We start from the raw sequence: 17190 nt of genomic DNA, 5'->3' as shown, positions 1-17190 counted from the left end.
AGTTACGGCGGCCATAGCGACAGGGAAACGCCCGGTCCCATTCCGAACCCGGAAGCTAAGCCTGTCTGCGCCGATGGTACTGCACTCGACAGGGTGTGGGAGAGTAGGACACCGCCGAACACCCGTTCCGAAAGGGGACCCACACTGTGGGTCCCCTTTCGTGTTCTCCGGGTTCTCCCCGGACCTGTCGGGGGATCCCACCTCACGGGAAAGTCCTTACGCTCCGAACGCTTTTCGGGTACGGTACGCCCGCTCCGATCGCCGGCGCCCAGCGGATCACGACCTCGTAACAAACACGCTCTGTTCCAGGCTATGCCTACTTATGCCGGTAACGTCCGCTCATGCACGATCGCACGGTTCGTGTGGGTTCGGCGTGTGAGCGCCTGTCGGGGGCGTTCTCGTCGACGACGAGGAGGGGCGAGACGATGACGAATCGATCGACTACGGGTACCGCCGGCAAGTTCACGGCGGTGATCGCGGGACTGGGACTCATCGGCGCGGCCGTCACAGGATGTACGAGCGTCGACACCGACAGCGAGGGTTCGACCCTCGAACGACTCCAGCAGGAAGGCACCGTCACCGTCGGTTTCGCCGGTGAGGCGCCCTACAGCTTCATGCAGGACGGCGAACTCACCGGCGCCACCGTCGCTCTGCACCGCGAGATCTTCAAGAACCTCGGCATCGACAACGTCGAAGGTGTGGCCACCGACTTCGGTGCGCTCATTCCCGGCCTGCAGGCCGGACGGTTCGATGTCGTCAGTGCCGGCATGTCGATCCTGCCGCAGCGTTGCGAACAGGCACTGTTCAGCGAGCCGGAGTTCAACTACACCACTGCGCTCATGGTCCCGCAGGGCAATCCGGAACAGCTCGCCGACATGCAGTCGATCGCCGAGAGCGGCGTCCGGATGGCGGTCATGACCGGCGCGATCGAAGCCGACTACGCCTCTGCGCTCGGCATCGACGCGATGCAGGTGGCGTCTCCCCAGGACGGGATGGATGCCGTCGTCAACGGACGCGCCGACGTCTTCGCGCTGACGGGTATCTCCCTGAACTGGATGAAGCAGAACAACGAGGGTGCACCCGTCGACGTCACCGAGTCGTTCGTCGCGGAGATCGACGGGGTGCCTCAGGTGGGCGCCGGCGGAACGGTCTTCCGCAAGGAGGACACCGAACTGCGCGACGCCTACAACGAGGAACTCGCGAAGATCACGTCCGACCCGCAGAAGTACCTGTCGATCGTCGGCGAGTTCGGGTTCACGGAGGCGGAGATGCCCGATCCGGGGCTGACGACCGAGATGCTCTGCGAGGGCGTTTCCTGATCTCGGCTGCGTCGTAATGGATTTCGGTTCCAAGATCGAACTGCTGTGGAACTCCTTCCCGCAACTGTTCGACGGTCTGCTCGTCACCGTCGAACTGACCGTGGGGAGTGCGGTCTTCGCGTTCCTGCTCGCCGTGGCCCTCGGACTGGCGGCAGGCGCGAAGAACCTCGCCCTGCGCGGCAGTGCGCGGGTGTTCATCGAGTTCTTCCGCGGCACGTCGCTTCTCGTCCAGCTGTTCTGGTTCTTCTATGTCCTTCCGTTGTTCGGGTTCCGGCTCGAATCGATCGTGTGCGGGATCCTCGCCCTGTCGCTCAACTACGGCGCCTACGGAGCGGAGGTGGTGCGCGGTGCGATCGCGTCGGTGCCCAAGCCGCAACTGGAGGCGGCGACGGCGCTGAATTTCGGTTACTGGCAGCGCATGCGACGAGTGATCTTCCCGCAGGCCTGGGCCGAGATGATCCCGCCGCTGACGAATCTGCTCATCCAGTTGCTCAAGGGAACGGCACTGGCGAGCTATATCCTCCTGCAGGACCTCACGTTCCAGATCGAGCAGCTCCGTAGAGGAAGCGGCGACACCATCTTCGCGTTCGGCGTGGGGTTGGTGCTGTACTTCGTGCTCGGCTATCTGCTGACGCTGCTGATGAATGCGCTCGAGGTGCGGGCGAAGAGCCGACTCGGGACCGGTCCCACTCTGCGTGAGATCTTCGGGCTCGCCCCGGTCTTCGATCAGCCGTTGGGGGCACGCTCATGACCGTCGACTGGAGTTGGGAACGCGCGGCCGACGCGCTTCCGGTACTGCTCGAAGGATTTCGGATCACCCTGCTGGCCACGGTCCTCGGATTCGTGGTCGCTGCGGTGCTGGGGCTGGTCGTGGCCGTCGCCCGTCGCTCGTTGCCGAAGGTGCTCGCGACGGCGCTGTCCGCCGTCGTCCAGTTCATCCGGCTCACCCCGCTCGTGGTGCAGCTGCTGTTCGTCTACTACCTGCTCCCGCAGTTCAGTGCGCTGCAGATCGGCATCGCGGTACTGGGGATCCATTACTCGACCTACATGGCCGAGGTGTACCGGGCGGGCATCGACGCGGTGCCGAAGGGACAATGGGAGGCGTGCCGCGCCCTGTCGTTGTCGCCGATGCGTACGTGGCGTGCGGTGATCCTGCCGCAGGCCGTGCGCCGTGTCGTGCCCGCGCTGGGCAACTACGCGGTGTCGCTGTTCAAGGACACCCCGTTCCTGTTCACGATCTCCGTCGTGGAGATGGTGACCGCGGCCCAGCAGTTCGGTGCGCGCAACTTTCAGTACCTCGAGCCGCTCACGCTGGCCGGCCTGATCTTCCTCATCGCCAGCTACCCGACGTCGTTGCTCGTCCGCCGATTGGAGCGTCGCCTTGCCTATTGAGATGCACAAGGAAGCCGGTGCCGACGGCGACTCGCTGCCCGCGGCCAGCTCCGACGGATCCATGATCCGTTTCGACTCCGTGGTCAAGCAATTCGGTAATCATGTGGTCCTCGACCACTTGGATTTCACCGTCGCCCCGGGGGAACGGGTCACGTTGATCGGACCGAGCGGTTCGGGCAAGACGACCATCCTGCGCCTGCTCATGACCCTCGAGAAGATCGACGACGGCGTGGTGTGGGTCAAGGGCGAACCACTGAGCCACGAACGCAAGGGGACGCGTCTCGTCCCGGCCTCCGAGCGCTACCTGAGGACGATGCGTCGCAGCATCGGGATGGTCTTCCAGCAGTTCAACCTGTTCCCCAACATGAACGTGATGGAGAACCTCACCGAGGCTCCGGTCCACGTCCTCGGTCGCAGCAAGGCCGAGGCACGCGACCGTGCGCGGGAGTTGCTCGCGATGGTCGGTCTGTCCGACAAGGAGACCGCCCATCCCACGCAGCTGTCGGGTGGTCAGCAGCAGCGGGTCGCGATCGCCCGTGCCCTCGCGATGGATCCGGAGATCCTGCTGCTCGACGAGGTCACCTCGGCCCTCGACCCCGAACTCGTCGCCGACGTGCTGGACGTGCTGCGGACGATCGCCGAGACGACCGACATCACGATGCTCATCGTGACGCACGAGATGCACTTCGCCCGCGACGTCTCCGATCGAGTGCTGATGTTCGATCAGGGACGCATCGTGGAGGAGGGGCCGCCCGAGCGCATCTTCACCAGTCCCCGTGAGGAACGCACTCGCAAGTTCCTCGACGCGGTGCTGGCGGGGGAGTGAGGCCGGCCGTCAGTCCGCGCGCGGAATCGCCAGGCGCGTCGGCTCGGAGCGGCCGCGCAGGGTGATTTCCTCACCCAGCTCCCACCGTGCGCGTTCGTCCTCGGGAGCGAGCTGCACGGTGCGGGCCGACGCCGCGACGTAACCCGGAACGGTCTTCGCGAGATCGGACAGTCTCGCCGCTTCGTTGACCGGATCGCCGATCACGGTGTACTCGAAGCGTTCCTGCGCGCCGATGTTCCCGGCGACCGCGCGACCTGCCGTGACCCCGATACCCGCGCGACACTCCGGCACTTCGTCGGCGAGGCGTCGCGCCATCCTTCTCGCGGCGCCGAGCGCGGAGCCGGCGGCGTTGTCGAGGGCGACCGGCGCCCCGAAGATCGCGAGCGCTGCATCGCCCTCGAACTTGTTGACGAATCCTTCGGCCGCGTGCACTTCTTCGACGACGACCGCGAAGAAACGGTTGAGCAGCGCCACCACCTCGGTCGGCGGGCGACTCGCGGCCAACGCGGTGGACCCGACGATGTCGACGAACAACACTGCGACGTCCCGTTCCTCACCGCCGAGGACACCGGGATTGGCCAGCGCCGCGGCCGCGACCTCCCGTCCGACATGGCGGCCGAATACGTCGCGCAGCTTCTCCCGTTCGCGCAGGCCTTCGGCCATCCGGTTGAATCCCGTCTGCAACTGTCCCAATTCGGTTCCGTCGTAGACGACGACCGCGGTGTCGAAGTCGCCCGACGCGATGCGTTGCATCCCGGCGCGCACCGATTCGATCGGCGCGATCGTCGACCGGATGGTGAGGAACATCAGCAGCGAGCCGGTGAGCAGACCGAGTCCGCCGATGGCGAGGATGGTGATCGCCAGTCGCGTGGGCGTGACGGGACGGATGAAGCTGAACACCGCGATGAACAGCAGACCGACGACGGGCACGGCGCTGCCCAGGGCCCATGCGAGCATCACCCGTCCGGTGGTGCCGGCCAGTCGCGGGCGACGAGGCGTCCCGACCTCGAGCGCACGCGCCGCGATGGGGCGCAGCGCGAAATCGGTGAACATGTACGCGAATCCGCATACCGTGACGCCGGCCAGAGTGATGGTCAGCGCGACCTTCGGGATCGTCTGCGGGTCGATGACCCCGAACCCGACGGTGAACAGGATCAACCCGATGAACCACAGCGCTCCCTGCTGGAGGGTGGTACGCCAGGGCATCCGCAACGCGATCCGCTGTTCCTGCGGGGTGGGCGGGCGGTTCTCCAGCGCCCACCGCAGCCTGCGGAGCGTCGCCCGGGTGCCGAGCACCGAACCGACCACGACGGCCGAGACCACGTAGACCGGAGCGAGGATCGCGGTCACGATGAGGAAATCGGAGGTCAGTACCGACGGGCCCGGGATCACGACGTTGATGAGAGCGGCCACGATCAGGGCACCGACGAGATGCGTACCGATCAGCGAGAACGTCAACAGGGTCTGGATCCTGATGCGTTGCCGTCGGATCGGTTCGGCAGGCTCTCCCAGGATCGCCGATCCGAGCGGGGCCGTGCGGTGACTGCGTGCGGGCATGGTCGTTCGAGACTAGTCGAGTCGATCCTCTAGGGTGGCTGTGTGCGTCTTGTGATTGCCCGTTGCCGTGTGGACTACATCGGACGCCTGACGGCTCATCTGCCGACGGCCCGACGTCTCCTCCTCGTCAAATCCGACGGTTCGGTGAGCGTCCACGCCGACGACCGTGCCTACAAGCCCCTGAACTGGATGAGCCCACCCTGCTGGCTCGAGGAGGAGTCCGTCGAGGACGCCGAGGCCCTGTGGGTGGTCACCAACAAGGCGGGCGAGCAGCTGCGCATCACTCTCGAAGAGATCGACCACGATTCGAGCCACGAACTCGGTGTCGACCCCGGTCTGATCAAGGACGGTGTCGAGGCGCACCTGCAGGAACTTCTCGCCGAGCACGTCGAGACCCTCGGGACGGGCTTCACCCTCATCCGGCGCGAATACCCCACGGCGATCGGCCCTGTGGACCTGTTGTGCCGCGATGCCGACGGAGCGACCGTCGCCGTGGAGGTGAAGCGTCGCGGCGAGATCGACGGCGTGGAGCAGCTCACCCGTTATCTCGAACTGCTCAACCGGGATCCGTTGCTCGCTCCCGTCAGCGGCGTGTTCGCGGCTCAGCAGATCAAGCCGCAGGCACGGACGCTGGCCACGGACCGCGGCATCCGCTGCCTCGTGCTCGACTACGAGGCGCTGCGGGGCACCGAGAGCACCGAGTTCAGATTGTTCTGATCGTGCCGCGCCGCAACAGATCCCGCACCGGCCGCAAGCGCGGCGGGGCGGCCGACGAATCCCCGACCTACTTCGGGGCGACGGTGCGCACCGAGAACGGTCCCGCGGGGGCCGAAGGGGAACGCTTCACCGTGCGCACCGTGCCGGGTTCGCGTGCCACCAAGCCGTACCGGTGCCCGGGATGCGATCACGAGATCGCGCCGGGAACACCCCATGTCGTCGCGTGGCCCACCGATGCGCTCGGCGGTGCGGAGGACCGGCGGCACTGGCACAGCGGATGCTGGTCGGGACGCGGGACCCGCCGCCCCACGCGACGCTGGTCCTAGCGTCCGGTCGCCGTTCGGCCGTCGCCTCGGGGAAGGTCGGCGAACGCCTTCTTGACGTCGCGGTACCACCCCATCGCTTTGATCGGGTGCCGCCAGCGTCCTTTCATCTGTTCGTGTGCCGGCTGATGGGTCGCGTCGCCACCTCGAGCGGCATCGCGCAGATGACGATCCTGTGCCTTGATGATCTCGTCGGCGGTCTCTCCGCTGAGCTCCAGGTCGCAGGGGCCACCCAGCTGTCGGCAGGTCATGGTCTTCACGGCGTCTCCTCTGTCGGTGAGGGTCGGTTGCACCCGAGATACTGCGTCGAACTATCGGTACGGTGTGTGTCGATGGCGAGAATCATGCTCCCGATTTCGGTGACCGTCAACGGCACGGAGCGTGTCGATAGAATGGCGGGTATGACCGATTCGCCCGCCGGCCCGCGGCGCCGCGGCGCTGCGCGCACCCGAGAGCTGCTGCATGCGGCGCTCGAACTCGCGGCCGAGGTCGGTTACGCGGGGCTGAGCATCGAAGCGGTCGCACGACGGGCCGGAGTCGGGAAGCACACGATCTACCGGCGCTGGCCGTCCATCGCAGCGCTCCTGCTCGACGCGCTCGGCCTCGTGTGGGTCAGCGATCTGGATTACCGCACGGACGGGGACATCAGATCGGACCTGCACGAGCAGTTCGTGCGCTCGTGCCACGCCCTGTCCACGCCGCCGATCGGACCCGTCTACCGAGCCGTCATCGCCGAGGCCCAAGCGGACCCACAACTCCGGGTCACGTTGTACGAACGGTTCCTGTCCACGGTCGAACAGCGCACCTACGATCGGATCCTGCGAGCCCAGCGCAACGGTGAACTCGTCCCCGGCGCGGATCTGGAGTATCCCGCGGAAGTGCTGTGCGGAACCCTCTACTACCGCTGGTTGTTGACACCCCGGCCTGTCGACGAACACGCGATCGACGGCCTGATCGACATGTTCATGGCCGCCTACGGGAACCGGGCATAGACGGCCGCTGCCGGTCGAACCGGCGCGTCCGTTCCGCGCCTCAGCGGGCGGTGCCCGGTGCGGACGCTCGTGGTGTGGTGTCGCGGTCGGCGATCGCCTGTCGCACCTCGTGCACGGCCGTGCGGATGGTGTCGCCGTAGGGATCGTCGGGGAGCGCGGACAGGTGGTCCTGCGCGCGGTCGAGATGTTCCGCGGCCACTCGGAACGATCCGAGGCGTCGGAAGTCGTCGGCCAGGTTCAGGTGCAGGCTCGGATAGAAGCCCGCGACCCGGAGGGCGTCGTGGTGTTCCCGGGCACGCTCGTCGGTGAGGGCATCGGCAGCGTCGAGGGCGCGGACATCCCAGACCAGGGACTCGGCGGGATCGTCGTACAGGTCGGCGAGATAGTGCGCGAGCGTGCAGCGATGGAACGCGTCGCCCGCCGCACCGATCCGCTCCCACAGGGACAGCAGGTCACGCCGGGCCGACTCGGTGTCGCCGTCGCGGCCGCGGAGGACCGCTGCGCCGATCGCGTCCATCGTGGGATCGGGTGTCGAGGGGGAGGTGGACATGAGACTCCTGTCGAGGTGTTCGGCGAATGCGGGGGCGCTGTATCGGAGAACGCTGTGTCAGGGGGCGCTGTGTCAGGGGGCACTGCGCGGCATGACGAGCGTGGTGAGATCCCCGTCGTCGGCCGATCGGACGGTGACCGGCAGATCGGGACCGCGCACGTCGAGCATCAGGTCGTCGCCGAGCGCGTGACTCCATGCCGGATACACGGTGACCAGGTCGAACCAGATCGTCAGCTCCGGTCCGGTGGCCGTACCGTCGAGCGGCACCTCGTCCCCGTCGGGGAACACCAGGACCGGCCGGTCGGGGGAGGTCCGTAGGCCGACGGTCTCCGGTGCTCGCTGCTCGAGCACTGTCACCACGCGGCGTTTGCCGAGGGCGACCCGCTGCGTCACCGCGGGGAGCGAGTCCAGGAGGAGTCGGTGGTCGGGGAACGGCTCGGGAAGCAGACGGCAGTGGAGGACGTCACCGGCGGAGGTGCGGAAGGTGACCGCCCGCTCATCCGCTTCGACGATCACCGACGGGCTGCACCGGAGCCGGGAGGTCGCGACCCGCAGATCGTCGCCGGCGAGTGTGCCGGCCCAGGACGGGCAGATCGGATCGGTGGGCACGAGCGTCCGGGTGGCGAGCCGGTACCGGTCGGTGGCGGTCAACCTCACGCAGCCGGATCCGGTTTCCATGTGCACGCCGTTCAGCACCGGGATGTCGGGGTCGTGACCGGTGGAGGCGGAGACCTGATCGACGGCCCCGGCGAGGACGGGTCCCGGCACCGTGCAGACCACGCGGCGTGATTCGGCACGTAGGGACGCGCCGAGGGTCTCGGCGGCCCGTCGGAGCCTGTCGGCCTCCGAGGTCATCCCCGCAACGTGGTCGTCGAGCAGTCGCACTGCCTCGTCCGCGTCGGCGGCGAAGAACTCGCCGATGGCGGGCAGCGGCATTCCGATCTCCCGCAACTGCCGCAGCCGGCAGGCGCGCGGGACCTGGGACCGGCAGTAGAACCGGTATCCCGTCGAGGGATCGACGTGCGCGGGGCGCAACAGGTCGGCGTCGTCGTAGAACCGCAATGCGCTCGCGGTCAGTCCGACGAGTTCGGCGAACACGCCGATCGACATCATCTCCGGGTCGGTCACCGGCCCATCATGAAGCTTCGACCGACTCGAAGGTCAAGCCGACGGCTACCGATCGTCAGTTGCGGACCTTGCTGGCCACGGCGGGGGAGCGACCCTGCGCACCGGCACCGACGGAGGGGGAGCGATGCGGTGCCGAGGCGTTCGGCGTACGCGGAGTGGACTGCGATCCCTGCCCGCCGGTGTTCGGCTGCCCGGCCGAGTTCGGGCCGGAGGCCGAGCCGGGGGCATCGCTCTTCGGGATACGCACCGTCCGGTCGGCCTGCGGCAGGGGCGTGGTCTTGTCGGTCTGCGGCAGCGGCGCGGTCTTGTCCGCCTTCGCGTCGGCCTTGACGGATGCCGGCTCCTCCGGGCTCTCGTCGTCCGAACCCTGCTTGTCGCCGCCCTGCTTGTCGCTGCCTTGCTTGTCGCGCGCCGTGCCGAGGACGGTCGTGCGGGGCTCGTCGAGGGAGATCTCCCGATCGAGCAGTTCGCCTTCGCGGTTGATCGCCGCGAGCAGCGTGGGGACGTCGTCGAGCTGCTCGCGAACGGCGTCGAGCTGGCCGAGGATGCGTCCCCGCAGCACGCGGAGTTCCTCCGTGAGGTCGCGCGCGTTGGCGACCTTCCGCTCGGACTGTTCGGTAGCGCGGGTGAGCCGCCGTTCGGCTTCCTGCGTGGCCTCCTCGACACGACGTTCGGCCTCGGCCTTGCTCGTCCGTTCGAGTTCGTCGAGGGCGCCGAGCAACTTCGTGCGGCGCTCGGACATCGTGATCTCGAAGTCCTGCTGCACCTGCTCGCGCTTGGCCTCTGCCTCGGCGTCGAGTCGCTCGGCCTCGGCGCGGGCAGCGGCCACGATCCGCTCGGCCTCGGCGCGGGCCGCGGTCATCGTCCGCTCGTGCTCGGCCGCGAAGGCGATGCGGGTGTCCTCGAGTTCGGCGAGCTTCTTCTCGTAATCGCCCCGGAGGCGGATGCCCTCCTGCTCCGCCAGCGAGATCATCTCGGCGGCGTCGGCCTCGGCGCGGGCACGCAGCTCGGAGGCCTCGTCGGAGGCGAGACGCAGCATCCGCGAGATGCGGTCGCTCATACCCTCGGCGGTGGTGGGAGGCACCGACAGACGGTCGACGTCCTTGCGCAGTTCGTCGATCTCGTTGCGGGCGTTCTCGAGCTGACGGGCCAGATCGCGGGCCTGCGCGGCAGCAGCGTCGCGGTCGGTGGCGGTCACGCGCAGCTCGGCCTCGAACCGTGCGAAGTAGTTGGTCACCTCGTCGCGGTCGAAGCCCTTCCGCACGATGGAGAACGGCAGGTGGCTGGGTGCGCGATCACGATCGAAGACCATGGAGACAATCTACCCGGTCCCTGCGGGTACGACCCGGGTGCGCTCCCGCCCCATCCGTCTTCGGGAGCGCACCGGAACGGCCGTCAGTGAGCGGGATGTGCCGCCGGCTCGACGAGCTCGACGAGGACGCCGCCCGCGTCCTTCGGATGCAGGAAGTTGATGCGCGAATCGGCGGTACCGCGACGGGGAGCGTCGTACAGCAACCGGACGCCGCGCTCGCGCAGCGCCGTGGAGACGGCGTCGATGTCGGAGACGCGGTAGGCGAGCTGCTGCAGGCCCGGTCCGTTGCGGTCGATGAACTTCGCGATCGTGGAGTTCTCGTTCAGCGGGGCGAGCAGCTGGATCATGGTGGACCCTTCGGGGGTCCCCGGAACGGCCAGCATCGCCTCGCGCACGCCCTGCTCCTCGTTGACTTCCTCGTGGGTGGACACGAGGCCGAGGTTCTCGGCGTACCAGGTGAGAGCGGCATCGAGGTCGGGTACCGCGATGCCGACGTGATCGATGGCGGTGACGAGTCCGGAAGCGAGAACGGACGCCGCCGGAGTGGATGTGGGAGAGGTCTCGGTCATGCTCTAGACGGTAGCGGTACCGTTGAGTGCACTCCTATCGGGATTCAGGTGAATATCCGAGTGGAGTTTTCCGATCACATGCCGATCTTTCGGAGGAATGTCCCGTGAGCAGTTCTGTCATCGTCGCCGGAGCCCGGACGCCCATGGGGCGCCTGCAGGGTTCGCTCAAGGATTTCTCCGGATCGGATCTCGGTGGCGTGGCGATCAAGGGCGCACTCGAGCGCGCCGGCGTGGCTCCTGAACAGGTCGAATACGTCATCATGGGCCAGGTGCTCACCGCCGGCGCCGGCCAGATCCCGGCCCGTCAGGCGGCCGTCGCCGCCGGCATCCCGATGGATGTGCCGGCGCTGACGATCAACAAGGTGTGTCTGTCGGGCATCAACGCGATCGCGATGGCCGACCAGCTGATCCGCGCGGGCGAGTTCGACGTCGTCGTCGCCGGCGGCCAGGAGTCGATGAGCCAGGCCCCGCACATGCTCGAGAAGTCCCGCGCCGGCTTCAAGTACGGCGACGTGACCCTGCGCGACCACATGGCCTACGACGGCCTGCACGACATCTTCACCGACCAGGCGATGGGCAACCTCACCGAGTCGGCCAACTCCGGCGACCGCTTCGTCTCCCGCGAGGAGCAGGACGCCTTCGCCGCCGCCTCGCACCAGAACGCTGCCCGTGCCTGGAAGGACGGCCTGTTCGAGGACGAGGTCGTGCCGGTGTCGATCAAGCAGCGCAAGGGCGACCCGATCGTCTTCGCCGCCGACGAGGGCATCCGCCCGGAGACCACCGCCGAGTCGCTCGGCTCGCTGCGTCCGGCCTTCTCGAAGGACGGCACCGTCACCGCCGGGTCGGCCTCGCAGATCTCCGACGGTGCCGCCGCGGTCGTCGTGATGAGCAAGGCCAAGGCCACCGAGCTCGGGCTGAGCTGGATCGCCGAGATCGGCCGTCACGGCGTCGTCGCCGGACCGGACTCGACCCTGCAGTCGCAGCCGGCCCGGGCGATCGCCAAGGCCTGCGAGCGCGAGGGCGTCGACCCGAAGGACCTCGACCTCGTCGAGATCAACGAGGCGTTCGCCGCCGTCGGCATCGTCTCGGCCCGTGAGCTGGGCATCGATCCGGCGAAGGTGAACGTCAACGGCGGTGCGATCGCGCTCGGCCACCCGCTCGGCATGTCGGGTGCGCGCATCGTGCTGCACCTGGCGCTCGAGCTGAAGCGCCGCGGCGGTGGCGTCGGCGCTGCCGCCCTGTGCGGTGGTGGCGGCCAGGGCGACGCGCTCATCGTGCGGGTGCCCAAGAACTGACCCTCTTCCCGAGAGCATGATCACGGCCCCGGCGCAAGCATGCCGGGGCCGTGATGTCTCTCACTGAACTACGGCTTGTCGTAGGCCTTTCGGCACAATGGCCGCATGACCAACATCCTCGACGTGTCCACGCCCGCGAAACGATTCCGGCTGATCGCGATCTGGGAGGCGGTGACCTGGCTCGCCCTCCTGATCGCCATGTTCTTCAAGTGGGTGCTCGGCTACGAAGAGGCCATCGCGATCCCGGGCATGGTGCACGGCGTGGCCGGTTTCATCCCGTTCGTGCTCATCGCGCTCCTCACGGCGTGGTCGCTGAAGTGGGATCTCAAGACGACCTTCCTCGCCCTCGTGTCGAGCGTGCCCCCGTTCGGCACGATCGTCTTCGAGCGCTGGGCCGTGCGTACCGGTCGCCTCGGAGAGCTGTCCGCTCCGGCGACCCGCGAGGACGTCACCGCGACCGTCTGATCTCACGGCTGCGTCCCCCGGTCCGCGCAGCACGATTCGGACCACTCGTGACAAACTGGTGGACGTGACTCGACCCGGTTCCCGTCCAGCACGTTCTGCCGCCGTCGCCGCGGCGATGTCCGGCGCGGTGGATCTCTCACCGCTCAAGGAGAGGGCCTCCGCGCCGCCGCCTCCGCCTCCGTCCGGGGGCGACGGCGCCGCACCCGCTGCCATCGCCCCGATCGTGGACGTCACCGAAGCGACATTCGAAACCGAGGTGCTGCAGCGGTCGACGCAGGTGCCCGTGATCGTCGACCTGTGGGCGACCTGGTGCGAGCCGTGCAAGCAGCTCTCGCCCGTTCTCGAGAAGCTCGCGAACGAAGCGAACGGCGCGTGGGTCCTCGCGAAGGTCGACGTCGACGCCAACCCGCGGATCGCGCAGGCCTTCGGCGTCCAGTCGGTGCCCACGGTCGTCGCGATCGCGGCCGGCCAGCCGCTCGCCGACTTCCAGGGCGTGCAGCCCGAGCCCGCGTTGCGTCAGTGGCTCGACGCCATCCGGAACGCCGTCGCAGGCAAGCTGTCCGGCCCTCCCGGCGCCGAACCGGAGGAACAGCCTGCCGACCCGCGTTTCGAGGCCGCCGAGCAGGCGCTCGAGAACGGCGACTTCGAGGGCGCCGAGGCGGCCTACCAGCTCGTCCTGAACTCCGAGCCGAACAACACCGAGGCGCAGGCCGCGCTGCGTCAGGTGCGTTTCCTGGCCCGCGCGAGCACGGTCCCCGAGGATGCGATCGAGCGCGCCGATGCCGCTCCGAACGACCTCGAAGCCCAGTTCACGGCGGCCGACGCCGAACTGTTCGCGCAGCAGCCGGAGGCGGCCTTCGGTCGTCTCATCGAGTTCGTGCGCCGCAGCGCCGGGGCGAACGCACCGCGGCACGCACCCGGCTCCTCGAACTGTTCGAACTGTTCGACGCCGCGGATCCGGTCGTGGTGTCGTCGCGTCGCAAGCTCGCGATGGCCCTCTACTGATCCCTACGCATCCGTCGGCCCGGCCGCTCACCACTCGTGGTGGGCGGCCGGTGTCGTCTCAGCGGTAACGGCCGGTGCAGGCGGCCTCGCCGCCGAGGACGCCGGTGCGGAAGGCATCCACCCGGGCGAATCCGCTCGGCACCGTGTTGCCGTTGACGTCGCTCGCCGCCAGTCCGTCGGTGAGCAGACCCGAGACCGCTTCGTCGAGGTCGCCGGGGGACAGCCACACGAGCACCTGGCTCGGGTCGACGTTCGAGGCGAGGGTGCTGTCGGGGCTCAGCGCGGCACTGATCACCCCGGACAGACAGGCCGCCCGCAGGGCCGTGCGCGGCTCGGTGAGCGACTGGCCGGCTTCCTTCTGCACCGCGAGGGCGTAGCGGGAGGCGACGAGCACGTAGGCGTTGTAGTCGCCGCGGACACCGGGATCGAATCCGCTTCCCGGCGGGGCGGCCGTACCGCGCTCACTCAGTGCCTCCATGTCGACGCCCACGGTGTTCGTCGCGGGGCAGTACGACACCGGTGAGGTGGCCCGGGCGTCCGAGCACCCGAGGTCGGCGCCCGACAGATCGAGTTGCGGCAGGGCGTCGAGGTCGAAGACCTGGTGGAACGACTCGAAGATCGCCTCGACCGACTCGCCGGTGACCGGTAGCTCGCCGTCGTCGGCGGAGTCGTAGTACTGCGGCAGGTCGGCGCGGCGCGACTCGATCTCGGCGGAATCGATGCGCGCACACGAGCCGGCCCCGTCGGTGAACCCGATCTGCACGGCCGTCACGCGTTCGAAGGCCGAACCGTGGATCGAGTCGGGATCGTTCGGATCGGCGTCGCGGAAGAGCACCATCGACGCGAGCACGTTGTTCAGCCCGTCGGAGGTGTCGAGCTGGAAGTGCGTCGAGCGGCCCTCCGCGACGTGCCGCATGAAGGCACCGGCGAAACAGTCGGCCTGCTGCTCGAACACGATGCCGGGATCGTCCTCGGCGACCAGCCCCGCCGTGTGCTGGACGGCGTGCCCGTACTCGTGGGCGAGGACCGTCACCGCGGCCATCGGCCCGAAGCTGTCGATGAGCTGCGGCATGAGGTAGGTGCGGTCCCATCCGATCTCGTCACCCCCGCTGCAGTAGGCCGCGTTGATGAAGTCGTAGGTGGGTTTGCCGCAGAAACGCGGACCCCGGCGCTCGGACGGATCCCACGACACGATCGTCTCGACCGGGCGGAAGGTGCCCCGGGCGACCGACGCGAACTCCTGACGCCAATACTCCTCGATGTCGGCGATCGCGTTGCCGGCCAGGACGTCGACGGGACCGCCGTCGGTGTTCTCGATCTCGATGTCCGCATCGGGCACCCCGCTGCGTGGACCCGACGCCCCGGAGGTGACGGGCAGCCCCGCCACGGTGAAGGGGTTGTCGTAGATCGACACCGCCGTTCCTTCGATCCGCTGGGCGCATCCCGCCAGCAGGACGACGGTCAGTGCGGGCACCACCAGTCGCGCGAACCGGTGCGTCCGTCGCATGTCGTTGTGCTCCTGTCGTCGGGCAGCGTCACCTCCGCAACGACAACCAGATGGCGCCGTGCGCAGGCAAGGTCACCCGAGCCGAGGCGGGACGCCCGTGCCACGAATGTTCGTCCGCCTCCACGGCGCCGAAGTTGCCCGCTCCGTTGCCCTGGTAGGCGGTCGCGTCCGTGTTGAGGACTTCCTCCCACGTGCCCGGTTCGGGCAATCCGACACGATAGTCGGCGTAGGTGGTGCCCGAAAAGTTGTGCAGGCACGCGACCACCGAGCCGTCGCTGCCGTAGCGCAGGAACGACAGGACGTTGTTGTGCGCATCGTTGGCGTCGATCCACGAGTATCCGCCGGGCGTGGTGTCGAGCGTGTAGAGCGCCGGGTGCGAGCGGTAGATGCCGTTGAGATCGCACACCAGCCGGTGGATACCGGCGTGGAGCGGTTCGTCGAGCTGCCACCAGTCGAGGCCGCGTTCTTCGGACCACTCGGCGACCTGCCCGAACTCCTGGCCCATGAACAGCAACTGCTTGCCGGGATGGGCCCACATGTAGGCGAGCATCGAGCGCAGGCCGGCGGCGCGTGTGGCGTCGTCGCCCGGCAGTCGCGTCCACAGCGTGCCCTTGCCGTGGACGACCTCGTCGTGGCTGATGGGGAGCACGAAGTTCTCGCTCCACGCGTACACGAGCGAGAACGTGATCTCGTGGTGGTGATAGGTGCGGTGCACGGGATCGCGGCCGAGATAGCCGAGGGTGTCGTGCATCCAGCCCATGTTCCACTTCATGCTGAACCCGAGCCCGCCGACGTTCGTCGAGCGGGTCACGCCCGGCCAGGAGGTCGATTCCTCCGCGACCGTCACGATCCCCGGATAGTGCTTGTGGACGGTGGCGTTGAGTTCCTGCAGGAACGCGACGGCCTCGAGGTTCTCACGCCCGCCGTAGATGTTCGGCGTCCAGCCGCCCTCGGGGCGCGAGTAGTCGAGATACAACATCGAGGCCACGGCGTCGACGCGCAGACCGTCGATGTGGAACTCCTCGATCCAGTACAGGGCGTTGGCGACGAGGAAGTTCCGCACCTCGGGGCGGCCGTAGTCGAAGACGTAGGTGCCCCAGTCCAGCTGTTCACCGCGGCGCGGATCGGGATGTTCGTACTGGGGGCTGCCATCGAAGCGCGCGAGCGCCCACTCGTCCTTGGGGAAGTGGGCGGGCACCCAGTCCATGATCACGCCGATCCCGGCGGCGTGGAGACGGTCGACGAACGCGCGGAACTCGTCGGGTGTGCCGAACCGGGAGGTGGGGGCGTAGTAGGAGGTGACCTGGTAGCCCCACGACCCGCCGAAGGGATGCTCGGCGACCGGCAGCAGCTCGACGTGCGTGAATCCGGTCTCGAGGATGTACTCGGCCAGCTGATCGGCGAGTTCGACGTAGTTCAGGCCCGGGCGCCACGAACCGAGGTGCACCTCGTAGACCGCCATCGGTTCCTGCCAGGGCTGCGCCTTCTCGCGGGTCGCGACCCAGTCGTCGTCGTTCCAGGTGTAGCGGCTCTCGGTGACCTTCGACGCGGTTGCGGGCGGCACCTCGGTGGCGAACGCCATCGGATCGGCCTTGTCGCGGACGGATCCGTCGCGGCCGTGCACCCGGTACTTGTACAGCGCGCCCGGTTCGATGCCGGGAACGAAGACCTCCCAGACGCCGCTCGAGCCGAGCACCCGCATCGGGGCGGTGCGTCCGCCCCAGCCGTCGAAGTCGCCGGTGACGGTGACCCCGCGTGCGCCCGGCGCCCACACGGCGAAGGACGTGCCCGTCACCGGGCCGTCCGGGGTCTCGTAGGTCCGCGGATGGGCGCCGAGCACCTCCCACAGCCGTTCGTGCCGGCCTTCGCTCAGCAGGTGACGGTCGAGTTCGCCCAGCGTCGGCATGAAGCGGTAGCCGTCCGCGACGACCTCGACGTGATCGAACGGATAGGTCACCACGAGCCGGTAGTCGGCGAGATCGAAGACCGGGATCAGGGCGCTGAAGACGTCCTCGCCCACGGGTTCGAGCGGATGGTCGCGACCCCCGATGCGGGCGGCGACCTTCTCGGCCCCGGGGCGCAGTGCCCGGATGACCGTCCCCTCCGGATGCGGATGGGCCCCGAGCACCGCGTGCGGATCGTGGTGCTCGCCGGCGGCGAGCAGGTCGAGGTCCTCCGGTCGCGGGCTGTGGCGCCGGCGCGGAACATCGGCGCCCGGCGTCTGGGGCGGCAC

At 68.3% G+C, this 17190-nt stretch carries 17 protein-coding genes, 1 rRNA gene and 1 pseudogene; 11 read left to right on the top strand and 8 right to left on the bottom strand.

Annotation, left to right across the window (positions count from 1 at the left end; genetic code table 11):
- Positions 1 to 3 precede the first annotated feature (3 nt).
- The 5 genes from rrf (at position 4) to ehuA (ending at position 3537) form a co-directional block, all read left to right on the top strand.
- Positions 4 to 120 (top strand): 5S ribosomal RNA (rrf, locus tag B9C99_RS07585).
- A 305-nt stretch (positions 121 to 425) separates the two neighbouring features.
- Positions 426 to 1319, top strand: a complete 894-nt coding sequence (gene ehuB, locus B9C99_RS07580; protein WP_039586823.1) for an ectoine/hydroxyectoine ABC transporter substrate-binding protein EhuB — start codon at positions 426 to 428, stop codon at positions 1317 to 1319.
- Positions 1320 to 1335: 16 nt separating this feature from the next.
- Positions 1336 to 2070, top strand: coding sequence for an ectoine/hydroxyectoine ABC transporter permease subunit EhuC (ehuC, locus tag B9C99_RS07575; RefSeq protein WP_039586825.1), 735 nt, complete (start codon positions 1336 to 1338; stop codon positions 2068 to 2070).
- Complete coding sequence (ehuD, locus tag B9C99_RS07570; protein ID WP_088897442.1) at positions 2067 to 2711, top strand: ectoine/hydroxyectoine ABC transporter permease subunit EhuD; 645 nt, start codon at positions 2067 to 2069, stop codon at positions 2709 to 2711. The genes ehuC and ehuD overlap by 4 nt, the downstream gene beginning before the upstream one ends.
- Positions 2712 to 2772: 61 nt before the next feature.
- Complete coding sequence (ehuA, locus tag B9C99_RS07565) at positions 2773 to 3537, top strand: ectoine/hydroxyectoine ABC transporter ATP-binding protein EhuA (protein WP_172414895.1); 765 nt, start codon at positions 2773 to 2775, stop codon at positions 3535 to 3537.
- 9 nt (positions 3538 to 3546) lie between these two features.
- Here the strand turns inward: ehuA and B9C99_RS07560 are convergent, their stop codons facing one another.
- Complete coding sequence (locus B9C99_RS07560; protein ID WP_088897440.1) at positions 3547 to 5094, bottom strand: adenylate/guanylate cyclase domain-containing protein; 1548 nt, start codon at positions 5092 to 5094, stop codon at positions 3547 to 3549.
- Between the two features lie 42 nt (positions 5095 to 5136).
- Here B9C99_RS07560 and nucS point away from each other — a divergent pair, with 42 nt between their 5' ends.
- Positions 5137 to 5811, top strand: a complete 675-nt coding sequence (gene nucS, locus B9C99_RS07555) for an endonuclease NucS (RefSeq protein ID WP_006554723.1) — start codon at positions 5137 to 5139, stop codon at positions 5809 to 5811.
- A gap of 2 nt (positions 5812 to 5813) precedes the next feature.
- Positions 5814 to 6137: an ATP/GTP-binding protein gene (locus B9C99_RS07550; protein ID WP_088897439.1), complete on the top strand. Its 324-nt coding sequence runs from the start codon at positions 5814 to 5816 to the stop codon at positions 6135 to 6137.
- On the opposite strand, the gene B9C99_RS07545 is transcribed toward B9C99_RS07550, so the two are convergent.
- A complete protein-coding gene (locus B9C99_RS07545) occupies positions 6134 to 6385 on the bottom strand; it encodes a hypothetical protein (protein WP_202400108.1) in 252 nt (83 codons plus the stop codon). The genes B9C99_RS07550 and B9C99_RS07545 overlap by 4 nt on opposite strands.
- 150 nt (positions 6386 to 6535) lie before the next feature.
- On the opposite strand from B9C99_RS07545, the gene B9C99_RS07540 reads away from it, so the two are divergent.
- Positions 6536 to 7126: a TetR/AcrR family transcriptional regulator gene (locus B9C99_RS07540; RefSeq protein ID WP_088897438.1), complete on the top strand. Its 591-nt coding sequence runs from the start codon at positions 6536 to 6538 to the stop codon at positions 7124 to 7126.
- Between the two features lie 40 nt (positions 7127 to 7166).
- Here B9C99_RS07540 and B9C99_RS07535 read toward each other — a convergent pair whose 3' ends face one another.
- From B9C99_RS07535 to mce, 4 genes are all read right to left on the bottom strand, one after another.
- A complete protein-coding gene (locus tag B9C99_RS07535) occupies positions 7167 to 7676 on the bottom strand; it encodes a hypothetical protein (protein WP_088897437.1) in 510 nt (169 codons plus the stop codon).
- A 72-nt stretch (positions 7677 to 7748) separates the two neighbouring features.
- On the bottom strand, positions 7749 to 8804 hold the full coding sequence (locus tag B9C99_RS07530) for a MerR family transcriptional regulator (RefSeq protein ID WP_088897436.1): 1056 nt from the start codon (positions 8802 to 8804) through the stop codon (positions 7749 to 7751).
- Between the two features lie 55 nt (positions 8805 to 8859).
- A complete protein-coding gene (locus B9C99_RS07525; RefSeq protein WP_088897435.1) occupies positions 8860 to 10116 on the bottom strand; it encodes a hypothetical protein in 1257 nt (418 codons plus the stop codon).
- An 83-nt stretch (positions 10117 to 10199) separates the two neighbouring features.
- Positions 10200 to 10685 (bottom strand): methylmalonyl-CoA epimerase, encoded by a 486-nt coding sequence (gene mce / locus B9C99_RS07520; RefSeq protein WP_016694038.1) that lies wholly within the window; start codon positions 10683 to 10685, stop codon positions 10200 to 10202.
- A 104-nt stretch (positions 10686 to 10789) separates the two neighbouring features.
- On the opposite strand from mce, the gene B9C99_RS07515 reads away from it, so the two are divergent.
- The 3 genes and pseudogenes from B9C99_RS07515 (at position 10790) to B9C99_RS07505 (ending at position 13450) form a co-directional block, all read left to right on the top strand.
- Positions 10790 to 11980 carry an acetyl-CoA C-acetyltransferase gene (locus B9C99_RS07515; protein ID WP_088897434.1) on the top strand — a complete coding sequence of 397 codons (1191 nt, stop codon included), beginning with the start codon at positions 10790 to 10792 and terminating at the stop codon, positions 11978 to 11980.
- 105 nt (positions 11981 to 12085) lie between these two features.
- Positions 12086 to 12445, top strand: coding sequence for a DUF3817 domain-containing protein (locus B9C99_RS07510; protein WP_016696456.1), 360 nt, complete (start codon positions 12086 to 12088; stop codon positions 12443 to 12445).
- Between the two features lie 115 nt (positions 12446 to 12560).
- Positions 12561 to 13450, top strand: a pseudogene (locus B9C99_RS07505) (tetratricopeptide repeat protein).
- A 58-nt stretch (positions 13451 to 13508) separates the two neighbouring features.
- Here the strand turns inward: B9C99_RS07505 and B9C99_RS07500 are convergent.
- Both B9C99_RS07500 and glgB read right to left on the bottom strand, forming a co-directional pair.
- Positions 13509 to 14957, bottom strand: a complete 1449-nt coding sequence (locus B9C99_RS07500) for a neutral zinc metallopeptidase (protein WP_088897433.1) — start codon at positions 14955 to 14957, stop codon at positions 13509 to 13511.
- Positions 14958 to 14985: 28 nt separating this feature from the next.
- The gene (gene glgB, locus B9C99_RS07495) at positions 14986 to 17190 is read right to left on the bottom strand and encodes a 1,4-alpha-glucan branching protein GlgB (RefSeq protein WP_172414894.1); all 2205 of its coding nucleotides are present in this window, start codon (positions 17188 to 17190) and stop codon (positions 14986 to 14988) included.

The organism is Rhodococcus sp. BUPNP1 (genome assembly GCF_002215235.1).
GTDB lineage: Bacteria > Actinomycetota > Actinomycetes > Mycobacteriales > Mycobacteriaceae > Rhodococcus.
The sequence above is the reverse complement of the archived record's forward strand: the minus strand, read 5'-3'. Positions and strand labels throughout refer to the sequence as shown.

Excerpts from the sequence above, each read along its gene's own strand:
- B9C99_RS07510 (WP_016696456.1), top strand. The coding sequence starts at position 12,086 with ATGACCAACATCCTCGACGTGTCCACGCCCGCGAAACGATTCCGGCTG.
- mce (WP_016694038.1), bottom strand. The coding sequence starts at position 10,685 with ATGACCGAGACCTCTCCCACATCCACTCCGGCGGCGTCCGTTCTCGCT.
- ehuC (WP_039586825.1), top strand. The coding sequence starts at position 1,336 with ATGGATTTCGGTTCCAAGATCGAACTGCTGTGGAACTCCTTCCCGCAA.
- B9C99_RS07545 (WP_202400108.1), bottom strand. The coding sequence starts at position 6,385 with ATGACCTGCCGACAGCTGGGTGGCCCCTGCGACCTGGAGCTCAGCGGA.
- B9C99_RS07560 (WP_088897440.1), bottom strand. The coding sequence starts at position 5,094 with ATGCCCGCACGCAGTCACCGCACGGCCCCGCTCGGATCGGCGATCCTG.
- B9C99_RS07540 (WP_088897438.1), top strand. The coding sequence starts at position 6,536 with ATGACCGATTCGCCCGCCGGCCCGCGGCGCCGCGGCGCTGCGCGCACC.
- B9C99_RS07500 (WP_088897433.1), bottom strand. The coding sequence starts at position 14,957 with ATGCGACGGACGCACCGGTTCGCGCGACTGGTGGTGCCCGCACTGACC.
- B9C99_RS07535 (WP_088897437.1), bottom strand. The coding sequence starts at position 7,676 with ATGTCCACCTCCCCCTCGACACCCGATCCCACGATGGACGCGATCGGC.
- ehuA (WP_172414895.1), top strand. The coding sequence starts at position 2,773 with ATGATCCGTTTCGACTCCGTGGTCAAGCAATTCGGTAATCATGTGGTC.
- B9C99_RS07525 (WP_088897435.1), bottom strand. The coding sequence starts at position 10,116 with ATGGTCTTCGATCGTGATCGCGCACCCAGCCACCTGCCGTTCTCCATC.
- ehuD (WP_088897442.1), top strand. The coding sequence starts at position 2,067 with ATGACCGTCGACTGGAGTTGGGAACGCGCGGCCGACGCGCTTCCGGTA.
- ehuB (WP_039586823.1), top strand. The coding sequence starts at position 426 with ATGACGAATCGATCGACTACGGGTACCGCCGGCAAGTTCACGGCGGTG.